General features: G+C 50.3%; 27 protein-coding genes and 1 other RNA gene. 12 read left to right on the top strand and 16 right to left on the bottom strand.

From position 1 onward, the window contains the following. Nucleotides 1-33 precede the first annotated feature (33 nt). Together UC14_RS17860 and ykgO are read left to right on the top strand one after the other, a co-directional pair. Nucleotides 34-288, top strand: a complete 255-nt coding sequence (locus UC14_RS17860; protein WP_112198133.1) for a type B 50S ribosomal protein L31 — start codon at nucleotides 34-36, stop codon at nucleotides 286-288. Nucleotides 289-308: 20 nt separating this feature from the next. Continuing rightward, nucleotides 309-449, top strand: coding sequence for a type B 50S ribosomal protein L36 (gene ykgO / locus UC14_RS17855; protein WP_013576611.1), 141 nt, complete (start codon nucleotides 309-311; stop codon nucleotides 447-449). A gap of 124 nt (nucleotides 450-573) precedes the next feature. On the opposite strand, the gene UC14_RS17850 is transcribed toward ykgO, so the two are convergent. The 3 genes from UC14_RS17850 to UC14_RS17840 are packed head-to-tail and all read right to left on the bottom strand — an operon-like array spanning nucleotide 574 to nucleotide 3,111. Then, complete coding sequence (locus tag UC14_RS17850; RefSeq protein ID WP_013576612.1) at nucleotides 574-1,452, bottom strand: metal ABC transporter substrate-binding protein; 879 nt, start codon at nucleotides 1,450-1,452, stop codon at nucleotides 574-576. A gap of 43 nt (nucleotides 1,453-1,495) precedes the next feature. Further along, the gene (locus UC14_RS17845) at nucleotides 1,496-2,353 is read right to left on the bottom strand and encodes a metal ABC transporter permease (RefSeq protein WP_013576613.1); all 858 of its coding nucleotides are present in this window, start codon (nucleotides 2,351-2,353) and stop codon (nucleotides 1,496-1,498) included. Continuing rightward, nucleotides 2,350-3,111, bottom strand: coding sequence for a metal ABC transporter ATP-binding protein (locus UC14_RS17840; protein ID WP_112198132.1), 762 nt, complete (start codon nucleotides 3,109-3,111; stop codon nucleotides 2,350-2,352). The genes UC14_RS17845 and UC14_RS17840 overlap by 4 nt, the downstream gene beginning before the upstream one ends. Before the next feature lie 343 nt (nucleotides 3,112-3,454). Between UC14_RS17840 and UC14_RS17835 the strand changes: the two genes are divergently transcribed. The 3 genes from UC14_RS17835 to UC14_RS17825 all read left to right on the top strand — a co-directional run bounded on the left by UC14_RS17835 (nucleotide 3,455) and on the right by UC14_RS17825 (nucleotide 4,661). Further along, nucleotides 3,455-3,814 carry a hypothetical protein gene (locus tag UC14_RS17835; RefSeq protein WP_015690306.1) on the top strand — a complete coding sequence of 120 codons (360 nt, stop codon included), beginning with the start codon at nucleotides 3,455-3,457 and terminating at the stop codon, nucleotides 3,812-3,814. A 229-nt stretch (nucleotides 3,815-4,043) separates the two neighbouring features. After that, nucleotides 4,044-4,412, top strand: coding sequence for an Hha toxicity modulator TomB (gene tomB, locus UC14_RS17830; RefSeq protein WP_013576616.1), 369 nt, complete (start codon nucleotides 4,044-4,046; stop codon nucleotides 4,410-4,412). A 45-nt stretch (nucleotides 4,413-4,457) separates the two neighbouring features. Then, nucleotides 4,458-4,661: an HHA domain-containing protein gene (locus UC14_RS17825; protein WP_013576617.1), complete on the top strand. Its 204-nt coding sequence runs from the start codon at nucleotides 4,458-4,460 to the stop codon at nucleotides 4,659-4,661. A gap of 75 nt (nucleotides 4,662-4,736) precedes the next feature. Here UC14_RS17825 and UC14_RS17820 read toward each other — a convergent pair whose 3' ends face one another. Then, the gene (locus tag UC14_RS17820) at nucleotides 4,737-5,693 is read right to left on the bottom strand and encodes a LysR family transcriptional regulator (protein WP_013576618.1); all 957 of its coding nucleotides are present in this window, start codon (nucleotides 5,691-5,693) and stop codon (nucleotides 4,737-4,739) included. 139 nt (nucleotides 5,694-5,832) lie between these two features. Between UC14_RS17820 and UC14_RS17815 the strand changes: the two genes are divergently transcribed. Both UC14_RS17815 and UC14_RS17810 read left to right on the top strand, forming a co-directional pair. Continuing rightward, nucleotides 5,833-7,620 (top strand): adenine deaminase, encoded by a 1,788-nt coding sequence (locus UC14_RS17815; protein ID WP_112198131.1) that lies wholly within the window; start codon nucleotides 5,833-5,835, stop codon nucleotides 7,618-7,620. Between the two features lie 76 nt (nucleotides 7,621-7,696). After that, on the top strand, nucleotides 7,697-9,046 hold the full coding sequence (locus UC14_RS17810; protein WP_112198130.1) for an NCS2 family permease: 1,350 nt from the start codon (nucleotides 7,697-7,699) through the stop codon (nucleotides 9,044-9,046). Nucleotides 9,047-9,172: 126 nt separating this feature from the next. Here UC14_RS17810 and ffs read toward each other — a convergent pair. Further along, nucleotides 9,173-9,269, bottom strand: an RNA gene (gene ffs / locus UC14_RS17805) — signal recognition particle sRNA small type. A 192-nt stretch (nucleotides 9,270-9,461) separates the two neighbouring features. Here ffs and UC14_RS17800 point away from each other — a divergent pair. Beyond that, a complete protein-coding gene (locus UC14_RS17800; protein ID WP_037036827.1) occupies nucleotides 9,462-9,770 on the top strand; it encodes an MGMT family protein in 309 nt (102 codons plus the stop codon). A gap of 68 nt (nucleotides 9,771-9,838) precedes the next feature. On the opposite strand, the gene UC14_RS17795 is transcribed toward UC14_RS17800, so the two are convergent. Further along, nucleotides 9,839-10,420 carry a YbaY family lipoprotein gene (locus UC14_RS17795; protein WP_037036825.1) on the bottom strand — a complete coding sequence of 194 codons (582 nt, stop codon included), beginning with the start codon at nucleotides 10,418-10,420 and terminating at the stop codon, nucleotides 9,839-9,841. 271 nt (nucleotides 10,421-10,691) lie between these two features. On the opposite strand from UC14_RS17795, the gene tesB reads away from it, so the two are divergent. Continuing rightward, the gene (gene tesB, locus UC14_RS17790; protein ID WP_112198129.1) at nucleotides 10,692-11,558 is read left to right on the top strand and encodes an acyl-CoA thioesterase II; all 867 of its coding nucleotides are present in this window, start codon (nucleotides 10,692-10,694) and stop codon (nucleotides 11,556-11,558) included. Between the two features lie 140 nt (nucleotides 11,559-11,698). On the opposite strand, the gene amtB is transcribed toward tesB, so the two are convergent. From amtB to UC14_RS17765, 5 genes are all read right to left on the bottom strand, one after another. After that, nucleotides 11,699-12,988, bottom strand: a complete 1,290-nt coding sequence (amtB, locus tag UC14_RS17785) for an ammonium transporter AmtB (RefSeq protein WP_013576624.1) — start codon at nucleotides 12,986-12,988, stop codon at nucleotides 11,699-11,701. 85 nt (nucleotides 12,989-13,073) lie between these two features. Beyond that, nucleotides 13,074-13,412 (bottom strand): P-II family nitrogen regulator, encoded by a 339-nt coding sequence (gene glnK, locus UC14_RS17780; protein WP_009639071.1) that lies wholly within the window; start codon nucleotides 13,410-13,412, stop codon nucleotides 13,074-13,076. A gap of 341 nt (nucleotides 13,413-13,753) precedes the next feature. Then, on the bottom strand, nucleotides 13,754-15,586 hold the full coding sequence (locus UC14_RS17775) for a SmdB family multidrug efflux ABC transporter permease/ATP-binding protein (RefSeq protein ID WP_370447488.1): 1,833 nt from the start codon (nucleotides 15,584-15,586) through the stop codon (nucleotides 13,754-13,756). Continuing rightward, on the bottom strand, nucleotides 15,546-17,318 hold the full coding sequence (locus tag UC14_RS17770; protein WP_112151712.1) for a SmdA family multidrug ABC transporter permease/ATP-binding protein: 1,773 nt from the start codon (nucleotides 17,316-17,318) through the stop codon (nucleotides 15,546-15,548). The genes UC14_RS17775 and UC14_RS17770 overlap by 41 nt, the downstream gene beginning before the upstream one ends. Nucleotides 17,319-17,454: 136 nt before the next feature. After that, on the bottom strand, nucleotides 17,455-17,910 hold the full coding sequence (locus tag UC14_RS17765; protein ID WP_013576629.1) for an Lrp/AsnC family transcriptional regulator: 456 nt from the start codon (nucleotides 17,908-17,910) through the stop codon (nucleotides 17,455-17,457). Nucleotides 17,911-18,030: 120 nt separating this feature from the next. Here UC14_RS17765 and UC14_RS17760 point away from each other — a divergent pair, with 120 nt between their 5' ends. Beyond that, nucleotides 18,031-19,074, top strand: coding sequence for a PLP-dependent cysteine synthase family protein (locus UC14_RS17760; protein WP_112198128.1), 1,044 nt, complete (start codon nucleotides 18,031-18,033; stop codon nucleotides 19,072-19,074). Between the two features lie 171 nt (nucleotides 19,075-19,245). On the opposite strand, the gene cof is transcribed toward UC14_RS17760, so the two are convergent. After that, nucleotides 19,246-20,067 (bottom strand): HMP-PP phosphatase, encoded by an 822-nt coding sequence (gene cof / locus UC14_RS17755; RefSeq protein ID WP_013576631.1) that lies wholly within the window; start codon nucleotides 20,065-20,067, stop codon nucleotides 19,246-19,248. A gap of 192 nt (nucleotides 20,068-20,259) precedes the next feature. Here cof and UC14_RS17750 point away from each other — a divergent pair, with 192 nt between their 5' ends. Both UC14_RS17750 and queC read left to right on the top strand, forming a co-directional pair. Beyond that, entirely contained in the window at nucleotides 20,260-21,972 is a 1,713-nt protein-coding gene (locus tag UC14_RS17750) for an SgrR family transcriptional regulator (protein ID WP_112198127.1), read from the top strand. A gap of 110 nt (nucleotides 21,973-22,082) precedes the next feature. Continuing rightward, entirely contained in the window at nucleotides 22,083-22,781 is a 699-nt protein-coding gene (gene queC, locus UC14_RS17745) for a 7-cyano-7-deazaguanine synthase QueC (protein WP_015690307.1), read from the top strand. 97 nt (nucleotides 22,782-22,878) lie between these two features. Here the strand turns inward: queC and UC14_RS17740 are convergent, their stop codons facing one another. The 4 genes from UC14_RS17740 to hupB all read right to left on the bottom strand — a co-directional run bounded on the left by UC14_RS17740 (nucleotide 22,879) and on the right by hupB (nucleotide 26,242). Then, the gene (locus UC14_RS17740) at nucleotides 22,879-23,280 is read right to left on the bottom strand and encodes a YbgC/FadM family acyl-CoA thioesterase (protein ID WP_112198126.1); all 402 of its coding nucleotides are present in this window, start codon (nucleotides 23,278-23,280) and stop codon (nucleotides 22,879-22,881) included. Nucleotides 23,281-23,398: 118 nt separating this feature from the next. After that, complete coding sequence (locus tag UC14_RS17735; protein WP_112198125.1) at nucleotides 23,399-23,782, bottom strand: helix-hairpin-helix domain-containing protein; 384 nt, start codon at nucleotides 23,780-23,782, stop codon at nucleotides 23,399-23,401. A gap of 139 nt (nucleotides 23,783-23,921) precedes the next feature. Next, nucleotides 23,922-25,802: a peptidylprolyl isomerase gene (gene ppiD / locus UC14_RS17730; RefSeq protein ID WP_112198124.1), complete on the bottom strand. Its 1,881-nt coding sequence runs from the start codon at nucleotides 25,800-25,802 to the stop codon at nucleotides 23,922-23,924. A gap of 164 nt (nucleotides 25,803-25,966) precedes the next feature. Beyond that, nucleotides 25,967-26,242 carry a nucleoid-associated protein HU-beta gene (gene hupB / locus UC14_RS17725; protein ID WP_013576637.1) on the bottom strand — a complete coding sequence of 92 codons (276 nt, stop codon included), beginning with the start codon at nucleotides 26,240-26,242 and terminating at the stop codon, nucleotides 25,967-25,969. Nucleotides 26,243-26,324: the final 82 nt, after the last annotated feature.

Genomic DNA, 26,324 nt, shown 5'->3' with positions numbered 1-26,324 from the left:
ATGTTATAGTATAACATAACACTTAGAGGCATTATGAAACCCACTATCCATCCTGCGTACCGCACCGTGGTTTTTCACGACACCAGTGCTGACGAATACTTCAAAGTTGGGTCGACTATCTCGACGGAGCGCACCATTGAACTGGAAGGCGCTACCTACCCGTATATCAGCATTGAAGTGTCTTCAGCCTCTCACCCTTACTACACCGGTAAGCAGAAAGAGTATTCCAAAGAAGGCAGTACCGCGCGCTTTAACCAACGCTTCGGCAGCTTCCTCGGTAAGAAATAAATGACATCAGGGAAATCGTTATGCAGGTTCTGAGTTCATTACGTTCAGCGAAAAATCGTCATCCGGATTGCCGCGTAGTCCGCCGCAAAGGCAGGGTTTATGTGATTTGCAAAAGCAATCCACGTTTTAAAGCCGTACAAGGTAAGAAGAAAAAGCGTTAACACCTCGTCTTCTCATTCCTTCTGTACTAAAAACAAAAGCCCCGTCGCTTGCCCGACAGGGCTTTTTCTTATGCTAAGACATGATGTAAAGCTCCCCACAGCATAGCCGTGAGGAGCGAAGATCTTATTTCATGCTGGCGACAATCGTCTCAACGTTATGCTTAAACGCTTTCACGTAAGTTGTCGCTGGTCCTTTCGGGCCGGACAATGCTTCAGGGTACAACTCCCCCCCTGGCTCAGCACCGCTGGCTGCTGCTATCTGTTTAACCAGACGCGGGTCGGTCTGATTTTCGATGAAGTAAGTTTTCACCTTCTCTGCTTTAATCTGCTTAATCAGAGAAGCCACACCACTGGCACTTGCTTCAGCTTCCGTAGAAAAACCAACGGGCGCCATAAAGCTGACGTGATATTCCTGACCAAAATAGCCGAAGGCATCATGGCTGGTCAGCACTTTACGTTTCGACTGTGGGATACCGGTAAATTCAGTTTTTGCCCACGCATCCAGCTTTTGCAATTGTTCAATATAAGCAGTGCCGCGCTGACGGAAATAATCCGCATCTTCTGGATCCACTTTGATCAGTGCATTCATCACGTTAGTGGCATAAATCACGCCATTCGCCATACTGTTCCATGCATGAGGATCGGTGATTTGCTTACCGTCTTCTTCCATTTTGCGGGAATTTACGCCTTCCGATGCTGTTACCAGATGACCTTTATAACCCGATGCAGTCACCAGGCGATCGATCCACCCTTCCAGGCCCAGACCGCTGACAAAGACAACATCAGACGCATTGATGGCTTTGCTGTCTTTAGGTGAAGGTTCGAAGCTATGCGGGTCACCGTCCGGTCCGACTAACGTCGTGACTTTCACATGCTCCCCCCCCACTTCCTGAACGATATCTCCAAGAATTGAAAAGCTGGCTACCGCATTGACGGTTTTAGCCATCGCCAGCGGACTCGACAGCAGGGCAGCTACTGCGAGTGATACAGGTAATAATTTCATCATGTCCCCTTAATTGTGGTACTGCTTATTAACGTATTGCTGCTTAACTTCGCGAGGCGGTTAACATGCCGCCCCGCTTTCCGAATAAAACCGAAATGAAGAAGATCACTGTCGCACTCAGCACTATCGCGGGCCCGGCGGGCAACGAAGCATAATAAGACCAGATGAGTCCTACAACGCTGGCAATCACACCAATAATCATCGCGCTCAGTAAGGTATGAGGCAGGTCGCGAGCCCAGAAACGGGCACTGGCGGCAGGCAACATCATCAGCCCGACAGACATCAGAGTGCCGAGGATCTGGAAACCCGCCACCAGATTGATCACTACCAGCGCCAGAAACATTCCATGGATCGCTGCCAGCCATTTTCCGGCGCTGACGCGCAGAAATAGCGAATCAAATGACTCAATGACCAGTGCACGGTAAATGCATGCCAAGACCAGTAAAGAAAGACTGGCGATAATACCGACCATAATCATGGCGGATGAATCGATGGCAAGAATTGAGCCAAACAGCACATGTAAAAGATCCACGCTCGAACCGCGCAGGGAAACCAGCGTGACCCCAAGTGCCAGAGAGCCAAGATAGAAACCGGCGAAACTGGCGTCTTCTTTCAATTGTGTACGACGACTCACCAGCCCGGACAGCATCGCAACAGCCAGGCCTGCGATAAAACCACCAATCCCCATGGCGACCAGCGACATCCCCGAGATCAGATAGCCAATCGCTGCGCCGGGTAAAACAGCATGCGAAAGTGCATCACCCACCAGACTCATCCGGCGTAATAACAGGAAAACGCCCAATGGCGTGGCGCTGATTGATAATGCGATGCAGGCAATCAAAGCCCTCCGCATGAAGCCGAATTCAATGAAAGGATCGGCAAGCAGATGAAAAAGCATCATGAATTTGCGACTCCCGTCGTCAGGGAGAAAGGTTCTGTCGAAATGCAGGCATGCGCCTGATGAGGAAAATGCCCGAGGACATCCTGTGCGCTTCCCCATAAATTCTGCTGTCCACTGAGGTAAAGCACGTGCGGAAAGTGTCGTGCAACCATCGAAATATCATGCAAAACCGCGATGACAGTTTTTCCTTCCTGATGCCATTGCGCGATGACTTTTAACAGTAAATCGATGGTTTGAGTGTCGATACCTGTGAACGGTTCATCAAGCATAATGAGGGGTGCCTGTTGCACCAGTAAGCGGGCAAACAGCGTACGTTGCAATTGCCCGCCAGAAAGCGATCCTACGGGCAGATGCGACATTTCCGTCATCCCCACCGTCTCCAGCGCCTTATCGACGGCTATCGCAGACCGTTGGTTTATGCCACCGAATAACCCGCTTTGCGGCCAGCATCCCATCGCGACCAGATCAAACACGCTGATAGGGAAACTGCGATCCAGCTCAGCCTGCTGTGGCAAATACGCCAGTCGGGGGCGTTTCCCGCCCGTAAAAGTAATATTCCCTGCCACAGTCTGCTGCAAACCGGCCAATGTTTTGAGAAAGGTGGATTTCCCGGCACCGTTGGCACCAATGACAGCCGTCAGGGAGCCCGGACAAAACTGTCCGTTAAGGGGCATGGCCACCGCCTGACGGTCATACCCCACTTCGAGGTCATTAACAAAAATCATGGTAGTGAAATTGCCCAGTAAATAGCTGCCCATAACAAAGCGAGCACAGCCAGTACAGCGACGCAGCGTACCGGCGCAGAAAGTGTAAAGAGTGTTTTTGTCATACCCCCTCCGAAAAGTTATAATATAACATCACAGTGGGGTATGAGTATCAATACATGAACTGTTTCAGTTTTTTACGGCAGAAGGGATAGCAGGCCGTTTTTGAGAGAACACGGATCTTAACTGTTAAAAAAGAGTAAAAATTGATGAATGAGTTGTAATTTGCACTACAATCAAAAAGTTATGGAATTTTGGTTTGGAAATTTTTTTCTCTGCCCAAAACACATCCTGATGAAAATATGCGATAATGAAGGGATATGTGCTTAAGAGGTAAATGCCTTTGAAGAAATTGATCCATTGTGATATTAATGGGAATATTCTTACGGTTGATGAGTTACAACAGATTATTGAACCTGCTTTGTCTGAAATTGAAGAGTCCTTAATTGGAGATTTAACTTATTTTTCAGAAAATGCACGTTATGAAACAAATTCTTTGCAGATCGTGTCAATAACACAAATTGGCAAAAACTATTATTCAATGACTTACCAGTTCAAATGGACGATTTTCAATGGTTGTCTGGACATTAATGCTGATGAGTTAACGAAGCAAAGTGTCAGATTCTGGGTTAAACCTGACGGATTGGAGTTTGATATTATTGAGTCCTTCAAAGGCTCAACGGCTGAAGAATTGTAAGTTTGAGTAATACGTTTGCACAGCTTTCTAAAAATGAATTATATTTAAAATACCGGCTGTATATTAAATCCTTTAAACCTCATCCCGAACACTGTTCATTGTGATTGTCTTTGATGTTTAAGCCAGTTCATAGCGTTTTAGTGAGAGCCGTTTCCTGTAAGCCATTAAGTTTTGTTGTTTACTCACAGAGTGTTATCAACACCGAATAAACCATTACGGAGGGGATGATATGGATGAGTACTCGCCTAAGCGGCACGATATCGCTCAGTTACGCTACCTGAATGAAATGCTGTATGATGAAGGGATTGCGACACTGGGTGACAGTCATCATGGTTGGGTTAACGATCCGACTTCGGCTGTTAACTTGCAGCTCAATGAACTGATTGAGCACATTGCATCCTTTGTGATGAGTTTTAAAATTAAGTATCCAGACGATAACCATTTAAGTGATCTGGTTGAAGAGTATCTGGATGATACCTACACGCTGTTCAGTAATTATGGAATTAACGATTCTGATTTACGCCAATGGCAAAAGACCAAGAAGCGGTTATTCAGAATGTTCTCAGGGGACTACATCTGTACCCTAATGAAGACTTGAGTAATAATTTATATGCAGTCATCAGATAAAAATCAAAAGGCTAAGATGAACAAAATCGACTATTTGATGCGTTTACGAAAATGCACCACTATCGATACACTTGAACGTGTTATTGAAAAAAATAAGTACGAACTTTCCGACGACGAGCTGGAATTGTTTTACTCGGCAGCTGACCATCGTTTAGCGGAGCTAACGATGAACAAGTTGTACGATAAAATCCCGGTATCAGTCTGGAAATTTGTACGCTGATCTATAAAGCCAGGCCGGAATATCCCCCGGTCTGGCTGGTTAATATTTAACCATATTATCGTTAATATTATTTAACTATATCTTTGAGTTAAGTTTTTCTACTTTCTCTTTGATCTGCCGATGAAATGTTTGCAACAGAAACTGAAAACATTGTTCCGTTTTAGGTGAACGCAATGGTGCGGGTTTGCGCATCATCGCCACTGTTCTGCTTAATGTGGGCTGCTGCAAGTGAATCACTGTTAATTCATTATCGTTAAGTGTTGCAGTATATAACTCTGGTAATATTGCTAATGCCAGACGCGAACGCACCAGTCCATATAACGTCTCCTGAAAATCTACGCGATAACTCACCCGTAAATTCAAACGATGACTCTCACTCAGTGATGTCACCAGCCTGCTAACATTCCCCTTTGAGAACAAGGCAATATCTCTTTTCAGCAGTTGTCGCCAGGGAATATTGTGATCCTGAGAAAGCGGATCGTCGCGTCTGATAACCGCCACAAAAGGATCTTCCAGCAGTGGATAAACAGCTATGGATTCCGGCACTGTACTGTCTGTTGCACCGATACCAAAATCCACTGATCCGTTCTCCAGTTCCAGTAATAATGCATCGTTTGTCAGGTCATGAAATTCCACACGCATATCAGGGAAATATTCCGCCAGTAATTGTGGAACGACCGGAAATAACAATGTACTCACCGAAGGTACTAATCCAATGCGTAATGTGCCATCCCCGCCCTGACGCATAATTTGCTGCATATCATCGAAAACACTAAGCGCGGTATTCAATAAACGTTCTGCATATGGCAGAACAGCCTCACCCTGTTCAGTCAGACTCACACCTTGTGCCGTCCGGTTGAGTAGTTTGCCCCCTAATACCGATTCAATTTGCCGAAGCGCGCTACTCAGCGCGGGCTGACTGATCGCCAGACGATTCGCCGTATCGGTGAAACTGCGCAGTTGTGCCAGCGTCACAAAGTATTGAATTTGCTTGAGGGAAAGGGCAGGTAACCGGCGCCAGGGTTCAGACATATGAGCAGCTATTCCGCGAAAAATAGAAAACGTTTGCTCAGCATAACCGTATCTTATAAACGGATAAAATAATTCATCTGTGCAAAGCCCCCCCTGCTCCCTACATTAGCCTCACCATTGTTTAAATCCGGACACTGATATGACCGACGGCATCACCTCCCAGCCCCTGCGCCAGCGGGCTATAAACGCAGCACTGGGGAACATCCCTTTCGACCGTCTGCTGATTAATGCCCGTGTCATCGACATGGTCACAGGGGAAATTCGCGAAGCCGATGTCGGCATCACCGGCAATATGATTGCCAGCGTTCATTCACGCGGGAAATTCACGCAGACTGAAAACGTTGATGATTTATCAGGAAATTACCTCTCTCCCGGCCTTATCGACACGCACGTTCACATCGAAAGCTCGCATTTGCCACCCGAAAAATACGCCGAAATCGTCGTCGCTCAGGGCACAACAACGGTGTTTTGGGATCCGCATGAACTGGCGAATGTGCTGGGCGTTGCCGGGGTGCAGTACGCCATCCAGTCCAGCCGTAATCTGCCATTACGCGTGATATGCGCTGCGCCTTCCAGCGTGCCGTCAACACCGGGCTTAGAGATGTCCGGTGCGGATTTCACAGGCCAGGAAATGCAGACAATGCTTAGCTGGCCGGAAATTGCAGGTGTCGCCGAAGTGATGGATATGCATGGCGTGCTCAATGGCAGCGGGCGAATGCTGGAAATCCTCGAAGCCGGACTAAACAGCGGAAAGCTGATTGAAGGCCACGCACGCGGCCTCAAAGATGAACAATTGCAGGCGTATCTTGCCGCAGGTGTGACGTCAGATCACGAACTGACCTCGGCTGATGATGCCCTGGAAAAGCTGCGTGCCGGTCTGACGCTGCAAATTCGCGGCTCACATCCTTATCTTCTGCCCGATATCGCAGCCGCTTTGCTCGCACTTCCCCATCTTTCATCACAAATAACATTGTGTACTGACGACGTACCGCCCGATCATCTGCTGGAAAAAGGCGGGGTGATCGCCTTAATCAAGCTCCTGATTTCCTACGGATTACGTGCAGAAGATGTACTACGCATGGCGACGTTGAATGCCGCTATTCGCATGCAACGTTCTGATTTAGGGCTGATTGCCGCAGGCCGCACGGCTGATCTTATCGCGTTTGACTCGCTGGAAAATCTTCTTCCGCTTGCAGTATATGTCGGCGGAACCTGTGTAGCTCAGCAAGGCAAGCTGCTGTTTACCCCTGCCGCCGCGCGCGGAGTGGTTCCACCACGAGACACCATGCGCTTAACGCCGCTGAACGCCGCTGATTTCAGGCTAAAAATTCCGGGGCTGAACAACGGCAAAGCGCGTCTGCGCAATATTAAAGGCGCACGCTTTACACAATGGAGTGAAGTAACCGTGAATGTGCGGGATGGTGCCGTACAGATACCCGACGGCTTCAGCCTGATTTGGGTTCAGCACCGCCATGGCCGCCACGACGCCACACCGAAAATGGCATTACTTGAAGGCTGGGGAGCATTGCGCGGTGCCATCGCGACCTCTTACTCTCACGACGCCCATAATCTGGTGATTATCGGCCGGGATCCTGTCGACATGATGATAGCGGCCAATCAGCTGATCGCCAGCGGCGGCGGTATGGCGTTGAGCCAGCATGGCAAGTTGCTGGCCAATATCGATATGCCGATTGCCGGAATGCTGTCTGATTTACCGGCCACGGAACTGGCGAAGCAGTTTAAAAACCTGCGCGACCTCAGTGCACAGGTCGCAGACTGGGAACCGCCTTATCGCGTTTTCAAAGCTATCGAAGGAACGTGCTTAGCCTGTAATGCAGGCCCACATCTGACTGATTTAGGGCTGACAGATGGCGGTTCACGGGAAATCGTCAACCCGGTTCTGGAAATCTGGCCAGAAGAAATCTGAAGCATTCTCAAAACCACCAGACGTAAAAAGATAGCAAACACAACATTATAAAAATTATTTTCAGGGGAATTTAAGCATGTCCGAAAGTTCTGTGAAAAATGTTACCGTCTCAGCAGACGAAAGCTGGTTACAACGCCGCTTCCATCTGCACCAGCGCCAGACCAAGATTAAAACGGAATGTCTGGCTGGCATCACCGGGTTTCTGGCGGCAGCGTATTTACTGGTGGTGATCCCGGGTTTACTGGCCGTCAGTGGTATAGATAAAGGCGCAGCCACCACCGGCGTGATCCTGGTGTTTGTACTGGGCTCTCTCCTGATGGCTTTTTACGCCAACCTGCCCTTTATGGTCGGGCCTGGCATTGGCGGCTCGGTACTGGTCGGTATTACGCTGGCGGGCGACGGAGTTACCTGGCCCGTCGCGCTGGGGATTGCATGCTGGTCGGGGATTTTATTTTTCGTGATGACAGTGTTTGGCTTACGCGAAGTAGTCACCCGTTCTGTTCCGCAGTCGATCAAGCTTGGGCTGACCGCTTCTATTGGCATTTTTGTCGCCCTGCTCGGCTTCCGCAATGCCGGGCTGGTAATGGCAAATACCAAAACACATGCGCTGGCTCTGGGAGATTTTACTGCGCCGGGTGCGTTAATTGCGCTTCTTGGTCTGCTGGTCGCCGTGGGGTTACAGGCTCGTAAAGTACCGGGTGCCATTTTATGGGCCATTTTGCTGGCGACGGTGGCGGGTATACCGTTTGGCGTAACGCATTTACCTGAGCAATGGATCTCGCTGCCTCACTCGGTTGCTCCGTTATTGGGCAAAGTCGATCTTATCGGTGCTATCAACATCGCCTTTCTGCCATTCCTGTTTATCTTCTTCGCCTCGGAGTTCTTCTCTACGATGGGCACCACACTGGCTGTCGGTGGTGAGGCTGGATTGCTCGATGAACACGGCGATATGAAAAACATCAACCGGCCTTTCATGGTGGATTCTATTGCAGCAGCGCTGGGCCCGATCGTCGGTATTCCTGCAGCTACAGCATTGATCGAATCCTCTGCCGCCGCTGAAGCAGGCGGTAAAACGGGGCTGACGGCACTTACCGCTGCAGTCATGTTTCTGCTGATGCTGTTATTTACTCCGATTGCGCTGATGATCCCGAAAGAGGCGACCGCACCGGCACTGATTCTGATTGGCCTGAACATGTTCAGTAATTTGCGAAAAGTGGACTTAGCGAATTTTACCGACGCGCTGCCGGTACTGATGATGGTAATGATTACGCTGATTTCCAACAGCTTCGGCACCGGTATCGCCGGCGGCCTGCTGTTTTACGTCATCATTAAAGTGGTCGCAGGAAAAGCACGTGAAGTGCCTGTAGGCCTTTATATTCTGGCAATCCCGCTGGTGTATTATTTTGCGACGCTGGTTCATCACTGAAACTTGCGGGTTAACAGAGGGCGCGTGAAAACGTGCCCTTTTTTATGGGCGCAGCCTGGCTTTGAAGATATTTTTAGGAGGAAATCAAAGAGAAGAGATAATTCCGGAGGCCTGAAATGGTGGAGGCCCTGCCAGCTACATCCCGGCACACACGACACCTGCCATGGCTGCTTCCTTCCGGACCTGACCAAGTTGACAAGTTAGCGTTGCGGGAGAACCAACAGGGCCCCCATTGACGTTGTCAGCTTCATTTCTCTGCTAAGAGAATCGAAGCGGTGGGCATTATCTGTGATGGCCGAAACAAAAGCAAGTTAACTGCCGACAACCGTTGTTTTCTTAAACAATACGCCTGAATCAGAGCCTACAAAACCTTAATTTTTGCGTCATACTGGCGCAAATCACTGAGGAGGATGTCATGTCGGAACCCGATAACTTTCGCCAGCGCGTATTTCAGATTATCGCCGCCATCCCGGTCGGGCAGGTCACAACTTACGGTAACGTCGCGCAACTGGCCGGTTCACCCCGCGCGGCACGTCAGGTCGGGGGCGTACTCAAGAAATTGCCGGAAGGCAGCACTCTTCCCTGGCACCGGGTGATAAACCGGCACGGTGAAATCTCTTTGCAGGGCGAAGACTTTAAACGTCAGCGTCAGGCACTGCTGGCCGAGGGCATCACGTTTAAGAAAGGCAAAATCGATTTAGAGAAATACGGCTGGAAATGGTGAATGCCTGCCTTCAAAACGCACATAAAAAAGCACCGCGAGAGCGGTGCTTAGCCATCATAAGTGATGAATTAATAGGTCGTTGGTTGTGCAGGTACCATACTAACCGGTGCAGGCGAAGTGCCCAGTCCTGGATTTGACGGGTTAGTCATTGGTCCCAGGGCACTGGGTTTGGTCGCTACAGGGACGGCGACAACCGGGACAAGTTGCAGATCGGCACGTGTACCCTGACCGTGATTAATCACTTCTTTAATGGAGTCAGTGATGAAGGTCATCTGACCATTGATGGTTACCGCCGCACTCAGCAGAATACGCGCGTTAGGGGCAATTTCCTGCGGGTTATACGGCAGGATGAAGGTAAACGGTGCCTGTTTACCCTGAGTTCTCGCCACCTTTTGCGAAATCACGCGGGATGGCGCATCCGCCACCGAAGCATCAGACAATGTCACCGTCAGGACAGCATCCGGTGGCAAGGCTACACGCTGATTGATAAACACGCTACCCGATACATTCGGGCCAGTGATCGCAGGTCCGGTGTCCGGGCTAGCCGCCGTATTCACAGGAGGTTGCTGCGCTGGTGCCTCATGATGCTGTGCGCACCCGGCAAGAGTCAGAGACAGCGCGGTTCCACCTACTATCTGCCAAAGTTTCATTGATCGTACTCCCTTTTTTATTAGTCGCTTGTCGACAAGCTGTAATAAACGCCGACGATGAATTTAGTGACTTTAACCAGCTTACCTACTAATCATGGCACAAAAGTCTGAGGTTTTCCTGTCAGCGGCCAAACAGATCTTCTGACAAAACGTAAGATCCACTATGATTAACAGGTTAGACCTGTCGGTTAAGGCGTATTTCAGAAAATTCCTGCCTGCATTACCCCGAACAACTTAGGTCGATTTCTCCGGTAACTTTCATGAGGCCACTATGAGTCAGGCATTAAAAAATCTGCTGGATCTGCTTGATCTGGAAAAAATTGAAGAAGGGCTGTTTCGTGGTCAAAGTGAAGACTTGGGTTTACGTCAGGTCTTTGGCGGTCAGGTCGTAGGCCAGGCATTATATGCCGCCAAACAGACCGTCCCGGCAGAACGTGGTATCCATTCTTTCCACAGCTACTTTTTGCGCCCGGGTGACAGCAGCAAGCCGATTATCTATGACGTGGAAATCCTGCGCGATGGCAACAGTTTCAGCGCCCGCCGCGTAAAAGCGGTGCAGCATGGCAAGCCGATTTTCTATATGACGGCGTCGTTCCAAAGCCAGGAAAGTGGTTTTGAGCATCAGAACACCATGCCGGATGTGCCGCCGCCGGAAACACTGGTATCAGAATCAGATATTGCTAAAAATCTGGCGCATCTGATACCGGAAAAATTCCGCGAAAAATTTATTGGTCATAATCCTATTGAAATGCGTCCGGTGAAGTTTCATAACCCGATGAAAGGGAGTGTCGAAGAGCCTAACCGTGCAGTGTGGTTCAGGGCCAACGGTGAAATGCCAGATGATTTGCGAATTCATCAGTATTTACTGGGCTATGCGTCTGACTTCAATTTCCTGCCTACGGCGCTGCAACCCCATGGCATTGGCTTCCTTGAACCGGGAATGCAGGTCGCGACCATCGACCATTCGATGTGGTTCCACCGCCCGTTCCGCATGGATGACTGGTTGCTGTATGCCGTCGAAAGTACCTCTGCATCCGGTGCGCGTGGTTTTGTGCGTGGACAGTTTTATACCCGCGATGGCGTGCTGGTCGCCTCCACGGTACAGGAAGGGGTTATTCGTCAGCGAAAGCCTGAATAATCATCATTAAAGAGCGCCCTGTAAAAATGGCGCATTAAAAAGGGGCGATATCATTATCGCCCCTTTTGCATATCATCATTATTTTATTATTTTTAACTCATTAATGAGAGAGTTAGCGCACTACTTTCTCTGAAATCTCATTATTGGTTGTAAGCGTTTTCGCCGTGGCTATTAACATCCAGCCCTTCGCGTTCTTGTTCTTCAGGAACACGCAGACCTACGATCATGTCCGCCACTTTGTAACCGATGAAAGCAACAACACCAGACCAGACCAATGTCACGCACACGCTGAAGAACTGAACCCAAACCTGATGGCCCATGGTCACACCTTCTGCATAACCTACGCCGCCGAGTGAGCTGGAAGTGAATACGCCAGTCAGCAGACAACCTACGATACCGCACACACCATGAACACCGAACACGTCACAGGTGTCATCAACACGCAGCCATTTTTTCAGGGTAACCACACCCCACAGGCCAGTGATACCGCCTACGAGACCGATGATGAGAGCACCACCCACGCCGACCGTACCACATGCAGGTGTGATAGCGACCAGACCTGCGATAGCACCGGAGCTTGCGCCCAGCAGTGAAGGTTTACCACGCACCATCCATTCAACCAGTGTCCAGGACAGGATTGCACCAGCCGTTGCAATCACCGTGTTCAGGAAAGCCAACGCGGCAACAGGGCTTGCTGCACTTGCAGAACCTGCGTTGAAGCCGAACCAACCCACATACAGGATTGATGCACCAGTGAAGACCATTGGCAGGTTGTGTGGTTTGAAAGCTTCTTTACCGAAACCGGCACGTTTACCCAGCAGATAAGCCCCCACCAGACCTGCGATAGCGGCGTTGATGTGAACAACGGTACCACCGGCAAAATCCAGCGCACCATCAGCAGCCAGGAAACCGCCTGCCCACACCATGTGAGCCATCGGGATGTAAGAGAAAGTCAGCCAGATCACAGTGAAAATCAGAACCGCTGAGAAACGTACACGTTCAGCGATACCGCCCACGATCAGCGCCACAGTGATACAGGCAAATGAGCACTGGAAAGCAACGTGGATCATCTGGGAGAAGGTGCCTGTCACGGAGTCCAGGCCGATGCCTTTCATCATGACGTTACTGAAACCACCGAAGAACGCGTTACCTTCGCTGAAGGCCAGACTGTAGCCGTAGAGGATCCACAACACGCAGACCAGAGCAAAGGTGACAATAACCTGAGTCAGCATGGACAAAACGTTTTTAGAACGCAGTAAGCCACCGTAGAACAACGCCACGCCCGGTACGGTCATGAACAATACCAGCGCGGTACAAATCATCATAAAGGCGTTATCAGCACCGTTTGCCGCTGCTGGCGCTGCTGCCATGGCAAGCGAAGGCAGCAAAGCCACGGCACCAAGCCCCATCATGGATAAAAGTTTTTTCATTATTAACCCACCCCTGTTTCTCAAAACTGTTTTTTCTAATCTGATTTATCTCAAACCGATTGGTATGAGAGATAAAAGCCTGAAATTACAGTGCTGCTTCGTCGGTTTCACCAGTACGAATACGGATAACACGTTGCAATTCAGCAACGAAAATTTTGCCATCACCGATCTTGCCGGTATAGGCCGCTTTGCTGATCACATCGATCACTTCATCAAGCTGATCGTCTGCAATAGCAATGTCGATTTTTACTTTTGGCAGAAAGTTCACGCTGTATTCCGCGCCACGGTAAAGTTCGGCATGACCTTTCTGACGGCCAAAACCTTTAACTTCCGTTACGGTCAGCCCCTGAATTCCAACAGCAGACAGCGCTTCACGCACGTCTTCCAGCTTAAAAGGTTTGATCACCACAGTAACCAGCTTCATTGTGCCACTCCTCGAATTAAGGGCTTGCCGCGAGAGGATTCGCGCCCGATACGGATTGGATAAAGCAAAGGATGTGCCAGAGTTGAAATCGGGCGCAGATTCATGCAATTCCCGCGTAATACGGCATTTTCAGAATAATCGTGACCAGGCGCACAGTTGTCATGCCATATGCAGCACAGCAGCACACGCACCATTTAAGTGCTCACCGCTGCTTTTTAGTGCACCCGAATTGAAAAAGGGTTCTGCCTGCATGAATACAGTGCGGGGAAAAGAAAAACAGGAAATGAAAAACGGAGAAAGAAGAAAGCCGGTGCCGCAGGGATACGGCACCGATGCAAAGATTATGCGTTTTCTGTTGCAGGCATAATCTGTCCGGCAGAAGCCAATTGCTGTCCGGCAAGTTGCAACTGATACATCTGATAATACCGGCCTTTTTCTGCCAGCAGTTGCAAGTGATTACCCTGCTCAACAGCCTGGCCACGGTGCAATACCAAAATATTATCGGCATCCACAATCGTCGAAAGCCGATGTGCGATAACCACAAGCGTAGTCTGCTGCCTGATAGCCCGTAATGCACGCTGAATAGCCTGCTCGGTGCCGGAATCAATATTGGCCGTTGCCTCGTCAAGGATCAGAATTTCCGGTGCCTGCACCAAAACGCGCGCCATCGCCAGTAATTGTTTCTGCCCGACAGAAAGATTATTGCCCTGCTCTCCCAGACGCGTATTCAAACCTTCGGGCATTTCGCGTACCAGCGGTGAGAGCTGCACAATGTCCAGCGCGTGCCACACCTGCGCTTCATCAATATCACGGCCTAACGTGACATTAGCGAACACGGATTCTGCCAGAACCACCGGATCCTGCTGAACCATTGCAATACCTTTGCGCAGGCTGGTGTGCGATAAGTCGGCGAGGTTACGTCCGTCAACCCTGACCTCACCTTTGTTTAACGGGTAATAACCCATCAGCAGATTTGCCAGCGTACTTTTACCACTGCCGGTATGTCCAACCAACGCCACAAAACCGCGCGAAGGCACGTGCAGGGAAATATTTTCCAGCACCCATTTATCCGGGAGGTAAGCAAAGCTGACGTCTTTGATGTCAATCTCGCCGCTGGTGAGCAACTTTTCGTCTGGCCCGTATTGCTGTTGCGTCCTGTCCATCAAATCAAAGATACGTTCACCGGCAACGACTGCCTGCTGCATAATCGATTGTTGTGAGGTCAGTTCAATCAGAGGCTCGTTGAGCCGTCCGAGATAATTGATGAAGGCGTACAGAACCCCAACGCCCACAGAACCTTCGGCACTGAATCCGAAGAGAATGAGCAGACCGCATAAAATCAACGACGAGAATAAGCTGAGCAAAGGACGCAACAGAAATCCTTCCAGTCGCAGCGTTTGCATGCGGGCCAGGTAGTGCGACTGGCTGGCGCGGGCAAGCCGTTCGCCAAACCTTTTCTGCTGACGGAATTGCTGAATCACATTCATACCGTTGATGACTTCATTGAAGCCATCATTAATATCCGCCAGATAAGCGCGTACTTTGCGCACCACCGGCGTACTGTAAATCTGGTACAGCCCCATCACGACAAATACGGCCGGGAAGATACAAATTGCCACCGATGCCAGTCGCCAGTCGAGGCTGAACATCGCCACCAGCATCGCACCAATCAGGGCGATGCTGCGTAAGACTGTCGACACCACGGTCACATACAGATCACGGATAACTTCCGTGTCATTAGTCACGCGGGAAATCAGCTGACCTACAGGCTGTGTATCAAATGCGCTCAACGGTTGCCGTAATGCCGCATCCATGACTTCGGTGCGCAGGCATTGGACGACACCCACCGCAGCACGGTTGAACAACAGTGCCTGAAAATAGTGCAGGCTTGCTGCCAGGAATTGCAGGAAGATAAAACTCAGCGCGAGCAAACTGACTTTCCCCCACGGCATTTCACCTTTAGCCACGTAGTGATCGATAAAGAAGCTGATTAATATAGGGCCGGTCACTTCCGCTGCCGCTGCAATCCACAGCATTAGAACCGCATAAGACAACGGCTTGCGGTAAGGTTTCCCGTATTTCAACAGGCGCTTTAGCGTTGGCCAAAGCTTCTGAATTTTAATTTTTTTGGGTTCAGCCACGGTGTTCCGGCTCCTTTTCCTGTGACACATCATCCAGCGCAGCTTCTAATTGCTGATAACGGAACATATCGCGGTACCAGCCGGCTTCGGCAGCAAGCTGGTCATGATTGCCACGCTGCGAAATACTCCCCTGGCTGAAGACCAGAATCTCACTGGCTTCGGTCAGTGCAGAGAGACGATGTGCGCTGATGATCACCGTACGGTCACTTCCCCACTGACGCAGATTGTGCAGAATCTGGTGCTCCGTCCGGCCATCAACGGCGGATAAAGCATCATCCAGGATCAGAATTTCGGCTTTGAGGAGCAATGCGCGCGCAATCGAAATACGCTGCTTCTGACCACCCGATAACATGACGCCGCGCTCGCCGACTTCAGTTTCATATCCCTGAGGCAATCGCAGAATGTCATCATGAACGCTGGCGAGACGCGCGGCTTCTTCAATCTCTTCCTGCGTGGCATCAGGCCTTCCGAGCGCAATGTTCTGCGCGACAGTGTCTGAGAACAAGAAAGGCGTCTGACTGACAATTGCCAGCCGGGCACGCCAGTCATCAAGCTGGATTTCTTTAAGGGATAACCCGTGATAGGACACGTCACCGTCAGTGACATCGAACTGGCGCTGAAGGAGTGAAAGCAGCGTACTTTTACCGGAACCTGTCGGACCGCATAACCCCAGCATTTGCCCAGGGTGCAAGGAAAAAGTAACGGTCGTTAAAGCAGCGTGGCTATTTTCCGGATAATGGAAATCGTTGATGTGAGCCTCAAGCGTCGCGCGGCCTGCCGGTAACGGTGTTGTGCCATCAACAACAGCCGGGGCTTCCTGTAACAGGCTACGGATACGGCTGTAAGCCGCGCTGCCACGTTCGACAATGTTAAACATCCAGGCGAGCGCGAGCATCGGCCAGATCATCAGGCCAAGGTACATCACAAAGCTGGTGAGTTCACCCAGCGTCAGGTGGCCATTGACTACCATCCAGCTACCGCCGCCGATGGCCAGCAGGTTCGCCATGCCGATAGAGACATAGATGGTCGGATCAAAGCGGGCATCAACACGCGCGACACGCATATTTTTTGCACCGGTATCCGCAGCCACATCAGCAAACTGCGATGACTGATGATTCTCCAGGCCAAAAGCTTTGATCATACGGATACTGGTCAGGCTTTCCTGCGCCTGATCGTTAAGCGAGGAAAACGCCGCCTGTGCGGTTTTGAAACGGGAATGAAGTTGATCGCCATATCGCTTGATGATGATCGCCATTACCGGCATCGGCACCAGCGACAATAACGTCAGTTCCCAGCTGATCTGGGTTGCCATAACGATAAGTACCGCCAGCCCCATGACCAGCGAATCGACCAGCGTCAGCACGCCCTCTCCCGCAGCGAACACCACCCGGTCGACGTCATTAGTCGCACGGGCAATCAAATCACCGGTGCGATGGCGCAGATAAAAAGCGGGATGCTGACGGCTCAGCTGACGGAAAAAATCCTGTCGTAGTTCAACAGCAAGCTGATAAGACGCACCGAACAGCAGCACGCGCCAGACATAACGCAGCAGATACACCACAACAGCCGTGCCGAGCATCAGGCCAAGCCACGCAAAAAGCACGCCGTAAGACATTTGTTTTGACGTAACACCATCGATAATTACGCCCACCAGTTTTGGCGGCAGTAATTGCAGAACGGCGATAATGACCAGTAAGGCGACGGCACCCAAATACCGGCGCCATTCACGTCGGAAGTACCAGCCTAATTGTGCAAACAATCTCACGCAGTGTTTTCCATACAAATAATAATAATTTTATTGAGTTAAACCGGCGACAGAAAGACCAATTTTCTCTTCAGGCCGACAAGGATACCAGAGTTAACAGGGGTTTCTGATGAAACTTTTTACTGCAACTTTTGCATTAAATCGGCAATGCTGTGGTCGATTTTATGCGCTCCATCGCAAAACTTGAGGTCACGTCGTTCAGTCCCGGAATGCCATTCACAAGTCGCTTGTAAAAGTTATCGTAGCTTTTCATATCGGAGACCTGAACTTGCAGCAAATAATCGTACTCGCCCGCCATCCGGTAAAAACCCAGCACCTCTGGAAACGCTTCGACTTGCTGAACAAATCGCTGATACCACTCGCTGTTGTGATGCTGGGTTTTAATCAGCACAAATGCTGTCAGGCTAAGTCCCAGTTTCTCAGCGTCAAGTAACGCCACTTTTCCGCAAATAATCCCGTCATCTTCAAGGCGCTTTATTCTTTTCCAGCAGGGGGTGGTGGTGAGGTTGACGGCCTCAGCCAGCTCGTTCAGAGAAAGGGTGCAATCCCGCTGTAGCAGCGATAAAAGCCTGAGGTCAATTTTATCTACCATATCGCACTCCCGGAGAAAATATTTCTCCAAATAAGATGATCTATGGGTCAAAGAGTAACTTATTTCTCTGGTGATTACGTTATTCTTTATCTCATCAAAACACTTAAATGAGCCTGCAACATGCGCAATTCCTGGGTCACTCACGCCATTAAAGAAATCGACGCCGATTATCAACGTTCAGCCGACACACATTTAATTCGTCTCACGCTGAGCGACTTTCCTGGAATTTCGTTGTACCTCAAAGATGAAAGCACGCATCCTTCCGGCAGCCTGAAACATCGTCTGGCACGCTCATTGTTTTTATATGGCCTGTGCAATGGCTGGATCCGCGAAAATACGCCGATTATTGAGGCGTCTTCGGGCAGTACTGCTGTCTCCGAAGCCTATTTCGCGCGTCTGCTGGGCCTGCCCTTTATTGCCGTAATGCCCGCCTGTACAGCCCCGCGCAAAATTCAGCAAATTGAGTTTTATGGTGGTCGCTGCCACTTTGTCGAAAACTCAGGTCAGATTTATGCTGCCTCAGAGCAGCTCGCTAAAGAGCTGAACGGCCATTATATGGATCAGTTCACCTACGCAGAACGGGCCACCGACTGGCGCGGAAACAACAACATTGCAGACAGCATTTTCCGTCAGATGTCCCGCGAACCGTATCCGGTGCCGCGTTATCTGGTGATGAGTGCGGGTACCGGTGGAACGTCCGCAACGCTAGGCCGCTACATCCGCTATCAGGGGCACGATACCGAACTGGTCGTGGTGGATCCGGAAAACTCTGTCTTTTATGATTACTTTCAGCAACGTGATGCCAGCGTTACCGCTCAATGCAGCAGCCGCATTGAAGGCATTGGCCGCCCGCGCGCCGAACCCTCATTTATCCCCGACGTCATTGACAGCATGATGCAAGTACCTGATGCTGCAAGCATTGCTACCGTTCGCTGGCTTGAACAGGTACTGGGGAGAAAAGTCGGCGGCTCGACGGGAACCAATATGTGGGGGGCATTGCAACTGGCAAAACAAATGCACGAGAAAGGTGAAACCGGCTCGATCGTTACCCTGCTTTGCGACAGCGGTGAACGTTATCTGAATACCTACTTTGATGACAACTGGGTAGCGAAGAATATCGGGGATATTTCCGTTTACGCTGCACAACTGGAAGGTCTCAACTGAATATCCTCGAAATCATTCGAACTACAACAAGGCAGCAAATGAATGAATCCCGATGAGCTTACAAGAGTAAGTGATTCGGGTGAAAGAATGCAGCTAACGCAGTTGCAGTTCGAAGGATGAAGGGGGAAAAAAGCCGGGACAGTTAAAGTGAACCCGGCTTGCTGCAATACCTTAATATTCGGGGGAATAGGTGAGGTGTGGAGTGTGCAGCCAGTGTTGCAAAAAGTGAGACACAGCCTGATTACGGCAATGTCCGATGATTTGTAAATGAGAGGCCTGTTCTTTCAGCACCGGCAAAGCGTTGCCCATAATCAGCCCCATCCCGACACTTTCCAGCATTTCCTTGTCGTTCATGGCATCGCCGAATGCCATGCATTCAGACATATCGATCCCCAGACCTGCAGTGAGAAGCGCCAGAGCACTGCCTTTATTACTGCCTGCGGGCTGCACATCCAGACAATCTGCCGCTGAAAAACACAGGTCAAGACGCGGGCCGAAATGCGCTTCCAGTTGGGGTACCAGCGCCAGCAAGGTTTCATGCGGTGCGCAGAAACACACTTTGCTGTTACCAGAATCAGGCAATAAACGCAGATCCTGTAACTGATAGCGGAAGCCGCTGAACTGATGCGGGATCAGCAAATCCGGATCGTCCAGAGACGTAAACCAGCCATCATCACGGAATACATGCTGGCTGGCAGGTGTATCCCATTGCGTGTGCAAAAGCTCGTGTGCACAATCTTCGGACAAGTCACTGGCATGCAACCGGTGCCCGGACAAGTCATGAATTCGCGTGCCGTTTCCGGTGATCAGAAAACCGTCCAGTCCGATGTTCGCCAGAATATCTTTCATTTCGAGATAATGACGGCCGGTGGCAAACGTCAGTTTTACCGGCTTTTCAGCCAGCTGACGCAATGTTGCCAGTGTTTTTTCGCCCAGCGTGTGATCGGGTAAAAGCAGAGTGCCATCCATATCAAATGCAGCTAAACGGAACATATTTTCTCTCAGAAAAGGAATGATTTTCACCCTCAAAGTATGGACTGCGATTTGCGGAACTAATAGTGAACAGTTTGTGAATACTGTTCCGGTTTTAGCTCACACTCTGGCTCTTCGCTGCAAGCCAGCGCGCCATACGCACGATATGATGAACAGGTTAATTCACAGCAAAAATAAGGTTCCGTATTTACCGTGCGCCTGCAAAACCGGCTTAATCAATTTCAGCGTTTATACCTGAAGACCGGACAAGTTCCGGTTCAGTTTACCGTGGCCGAACTGGCTGAGATTTTCTGTTGCAGTGAACGTCATACCCGAACGTTGCTGAAACACTTTCAGGATGCGGGCTGGATTGACTGGCAATCCCAAGCAGGTCGCGGGAAGCGTGCGTCACTTTGCTGCCTGAAAACCTCCGAAGAATTGCGGGGAGCCTGTTTGCAGGAGTTGCTGAAAAATGGCGAACATTCGGCCGCGTTGCAGCTAAGCCAGCTGGATCCGAGCCATCTCAATGCACTGCTGGCGCCGCATTTGGGCGGGCAATGGCAGGAAGATGCGCCCACGCTGCGTATACCCTATTATCGCCCTCTCCAGCCTTTAGATCCGCTGACGTTGACCGGCCGTGCCGAGCAACATCTTGCACATACTATTCATGCGGGACTGACGCGTTTTATTCCGGGAAATTCAGCCCCCCAGCCCGATCTGGCCCATCACTGGCAAATCAGTAATAACGGCAAAACCTGGCAATTTTTCCTGCGTAGTCAGTTGTTCTGGCATAACGGAGAACCACTGAAGACCGCGCAATTAATGGCGCGCTTTGAACAACTGCAAAACTCACCGCGCAGTAAACATAATCTGGCTTGCGTGAGCAGATTGTCTCAGCCGCACGCACTTTGTCTGCAGTTTGATCTCGATAAACCCGATTACTGGCTGGCGCACCGGTTTGCCGACCTTAACTGCCTGTTATCCCATCCCGATAATCCACATATCGGCGCGGGTCCTTTTCGCCTGACTACCTTTTCACCTGAACTGATCAGGCTTGAACAACATACCTTGTACGCCTTACAGCATCCTTATCTGGCGGCTATTGAATTTTGGATCACACCGCAACTCTTTGCACAAAAAAGCAATGTCAGTTGCCAGCATCCGGTCAGGATCATTTTGGGTGAACAGGATGAATTATCGCGCGTGAAACCGGTCAGACGCAGCACCAGCCTGGGATTTTGCTACATCGCCGCCAATCTGAAACGTGGCGTATTGAATGAGGCTCAGGCGCGTAAAATCGTCCGTCTGATCCAGCGCAGCGGCATGCTGGATAATTTGCCTATCGATCATGATCTGGTGAAAGCCAGCAAAGAAATGCTGCCTGGCTGGCCAATACCTTTGCATGACGATGCTGATGTTCCATTGCCTGAAAAGCTGACATTGCTGTTTCACCCGCCGGTTGAATTTGAGCTGGTGGCGCAGGCACTAAAGGAAAAGCTGGCGGAAGAAGATTGTGCACTGGAGGTTAAATATCATGCCGGGCGACTTTGGGAAGATGATGCGATGCTAGGCTGGGCCGATCTGCTTCTCGGTGATCGTTTGATTGGCGAATCTCCCGATGCCTCCCTGGAGAACTGGTTACAGCAAGATCCGCTCTGGCCGGGGATCCTGCGCGAAAAAGATTATGTTTGCCAGCAACAGCGCCTGGCCGCTATTCAGCAAATCCCGCTGGAGAACCATCGCTCGGACGAACTGCGCGATCATTTATTTCAGTGGATGCAGTCGGCCATCGTCACACCGTTGTTTAACTATCAGTATCAGGTCAGCGCACCACCGCGCATCAGCGGTGTGCAACTCACCGCATGGGGCTGGTTCGATTTCTGTCAGGCATGGGTTCCGCCGCCGCTGCCAACGGAAAGTGCCTGAAGGAGCTGTTTCACTACACTCCGGGGGTAAAGGAAAGTAACATTAGGGCACTTTTACTGCCCGATGCGCAGTAAATTTCAGATAATGGTTTCAAACAACAGGTAATCAGAATGAAAAGAGCAGTGGTAGTTTTTAGCGGCGGACAAGATTCAACAACCTGTCTGATTCAGGCTCTGAAGCAATATGACGAAGTCCACTGCGTTACTTTCGATTATGGTCAGCGTCATCGTGCAGAAATCGAGATTGCACAAAAACTGTCTGTGGAACTGGGCGCACGTGCCCATAAAGTGCTGGATGTCGGGTTGTTAAACGAACTGGCTGTCAGCAGCCTGACCCGCGATAACATTCCGGTGCCTAATTTTGGTGATGAAAACAACGGGGGCTTGCCGAGTACGTTCGTTCCCGGTCGTAATATTCTGTTCCTGACGCTGGCGGCCATTTATGCCTATCAGATCCAGGCAGAAGCCGTCATCACCGGCGTGTGTGAAACTGACTTCTCCGGTTATCCGGATTGCCGAGATGAATTCGTCAAGGCGCTGAACACGGCTGTGTCGCTGGGTCTGGCGCGCGATGTGCGTTTCGAAACACCGCTGATGTGGCTCAATAAAGCCGAAACCTGGGCGCTGGCCGATTATTACCAGCAGTTGGATCTGGTTCGCCATAAAACGCTGACCTGCTACAACGGCATTGCTGGTGATGGTTGTGGTGAATGTGCAGCCTGTCATTTACGCGCTAATGGTTTGCAGCAATACCAGCAGGATAAAACGGGCGTGATGACCAGCCTGAAGAAGAAAACCGGACTGCGTTAATTTTTCAGTTTTAATGTTTTGCCGGTAACGGGCGGCTTTCAACCGCCCGTTGGCGTATTCTTTTGACGGGAAAGTGATCTTGCGTAAGGGGAAACGATTAATCGTTTTCCAGTTCCAGTTCACGTAACCGCTCGAGCAATTCCCCTTCCAGCGGCAGCGCTTTTTGCGTACGCAAATCGATACACACGAACGTCAGCGTCGCATCCGCAACCACATCACCTTCACATGTGACAACCTGCTCGAGAACACCACTGCGCCCGTTCAGTTGTTGCAAACTGCTGTCAATGCGCAAGACATCCCCCAATACCGCAGGCTTGCGGTAATTGATGTTGATATTCACCACGATGAAGGCAATCTTGTTCTGGCTCATCCACTGGAAACCTGACTGATTGTCGAGCCATTCCCAGCGCGCTGTTTCAAGAAATTCCAGATAACGCGCGTTGTTTACGTGCTGATAAACGTCAATGTGGAAACCGCAAACTTTAATGAACGTATGCATAATCGTTAAGAAACTCCTGATAGTCGTCTGAGGCTTACAACCAAACTGGTCAGATGTCTCTAGAGATTAGCAGAAGAAAACGGCGGCAACCGTTAAGGGATCACCGCCGCGACATCCGTCACAATTTCAGACGGTCCTTGTTACGTTCAAACAATGCAGCACCAATTCCCGGAACTTCACGCAATTGTTCGATATCCGTAAATTGCCCAAGATCTTCGCGGTAACTGACGATGGCTTGCGCTTTTTTCATCCCTACTCCGTTCATCACATTGGCAAATTCTTCCGCAGTCGCCGTGTTGATGCTTACGGTACTTTCATCGGTCACTGCCACTTGTTCCTTTTTCACTTGCGGGCCAGTGACTTTGCTGGCTGCCGTCGCTGGCGCCGCCGTCGTGGTCGCCACGCTGCTGGCCGCATTGGGAGCGGCCTGCAACATGACCGGTAGTGTGGAAAGTCCCAGAGCGAGAGCTAACGAAAGTGAGTTGATGCCTAATTTTTTCATGCTGTATCCTCCATGTGTTTGACAGCACGGAGAGAATGCATCAGGCAGAGAAAGCGGACAATGGGCAACATTCAAATGTGGAAAAGGCCGCGGAAGCGGCCTTTTGTTTGTTGCAACGCGTTGCAAAACTTTGCGGCGTTTACTGGTTTTGTGCAGCAGAACCGTATTTGATTTTCGCTTCCTGACGCAGGTTGGTCAGCAGCGAATCAAAGGCCACATTCGAGGACGTCTGTTGCATTTCCTGATTGAAACGTGCTGTATCAGCGGCAGGAATGGCACCCGGCGTCACCGCATTCAGTTTGACCAGTACACTGTTGCCTTTATCGTCCTGAGTCAGCCCATAAACCGGTTGGTCTTTCTGAGGATGAGGCAGTGCGTAAACGTTCTCTTCGAATGCAGAAGGCTGCTGGCTGCGCTGTACTTTCTGGACTGGACCAAATGTCAGGCCGGCAGCTTTCATGGCGTCATCGCCTTTGCCTTCTTTCAACGCGGTCAGCAGTTTCTCACCTTCCATACGCGCCTGATCCTGTGCTTTCTGCCGTTTCACCAGCGTCGTCACCTGATCTTTCACGTCAGCGAAAGGTTTAACCCCTTCAGCTTTGTGTGCATCCACGCGAACTACAAAGGCGCGGTCACCATCAACGGTAATAATGTCTGAGTTACTGCCCGGAGAACCGTCCTGACCAATCAGGCCGCCGTCGAAAATCGCCTGTACGACAGGTTTGAAATTGATACCTGCCGGGATTTGATTCTGAGTGAACCAATCTGTGTGAACCGCTTTCGTACCGGCAACATCTTCAGCAGAAGCCAGAGATTCGTTGTCATTGGTTGCCGCTTCGCTGACTTTCTGTTGCAGCGCGTAGTAGGCATCCAATGATTTCTCTTGTTTAAGCTTGTCGGCAATCGTGTTGCGAACGTCAGCTAACGGTTTGACCTGCTCAGGCGTCACGTCATCAAGGCGCAAAATGAAGAAACCGCTGTCCGATTTAATCACACCAGACACCTGACCTTTGGTGGTCAGATTGGCATTTTTAAATTCTGGTAACGTCGTTTCAGGCTCCATCCAGCCGAGGTCACCACCTTGTCTGGCACTCAGCGCATCGGTCGATTTGGTCTTAGCCAGTTCCGCGAAATCGGTGCCTTTTTTCAGCTCGGCAGCCACTGCGTCAGCATCGGCCTGAGATTTCAGAACAATGACACTGTAGCGACGGCGTTCAGGCTGACCAAATTCGCTTTTATGCTGGTCGTAATAGGCGCTGATATCCGCATCCGTCACGTTAGTTTTCCCCTGCATGGCCGCTGCATCCATTTCGATGTAGCTGACTTTCACCTGTTCAGGCGAGAGGAAACTGTTTTTATTCTGGTCGTAGAATGCCTGCAATTCAGCGTCAGTGACCTGCTGTTTAGCTGCCAGCGCATCGGTATCCAATGTGGCAGTCTGCACATCACGACTTTGCAGAATCAACCCACCTAGAGATTTACTTTCCACTGGCAAAACGAAATCGGACTGACCGTAGGCTTGCTCAAGTTGCTGACTGATTAACTGTTGTTTCATCAACTGCGCAAAGTTATCCGCGGTGTATCCCATACCCTGGATGCTTTGCAGATATTTAGCATTGTCGAAACGGCCATCAGTCTGGAATTGCGGGGTCGCAAAAATCGCATCTTTGATCTGCTGATCGCTGACGGTAATGCCTAATTTTTTGGAATACTGATCCAGCAACGTGACGTCAATCAGGTTGCTCAGGGATTCCTGGCGTAATTGCTGCATATAACCGTCGCTGCCCGCAAGCGCAGAGAATTGATCTCCAAGCTGCTGTTGCAAGCGGCTACGCTGGTTTTGAACTGCCTGTTCCAGCTGAGCACGTCCTATTTCCTGACCATTCACTTTCGCTGCATAGTCGCCTGAACCGCCGATCAGGTAGTTGCCTACCCCTGTCAAAATAAAGGACAGAATAATCAGGGCCAGAATGATTTTGAGCACGACGTGATTGGCGGCCGCGCGTAAATTGTCCATCATAGTGTGGCAACACTCCGCTGTAATAAAAAAAGCGCACCGTTTTCGATGCGCCTTGTATCTTACCTTACCAGCCCGATGACGTCAGGTTATTGTTTAACAACCAGACCTGAATGAAAAGCATCAGTGATGCGCCTCACACAGTTTCAACGTCAGTCTGCGGGTAATTAACCGTTAACGGCATCTTTCAGCGCTTTACCTGCACGGAAGCCCGGCACTTTAGCGGCTGCAATGCTGATTTCTTTACCGGTCTGTGGGTTACGACCAGTACGTGCTGAACGCTCGCGAACGGAGAAAGTACCAAAACCAACCAGAGCTACTTCATCCCCAGCTTTCAGGGTGTCAGTGACAGATGCAAGAACAGCATCTAAAACACGTCCCGCTGCGGCTTTAGAAATATCAGCACCGGCAGCAATTTTGTCGATCAATTGTGACTTATTCACTCTTATCATCCCCTCTTAAAATTCGTTCATCACGGCGCATTTTCCCTGCAGACGTGACCGCGCTGCTGTTATATCAATCTTG

The organism is Rahnella sp. NRRL B-41462, from assembly GCF_003263525.1.
In the GTDB taxonomy this organism is placed as follows: Bacteria; Pseudomonadota; Gammaproteobacteria; order Enterobacterales; family Enterobacteriaceae; genus Rahnella; species Rahnella aceris.
The sequence above is the reverse complement of the archived record's forward strand: the minus strand, read 5'-3'. Positions and strand labels throughout refer to the sequence as shown.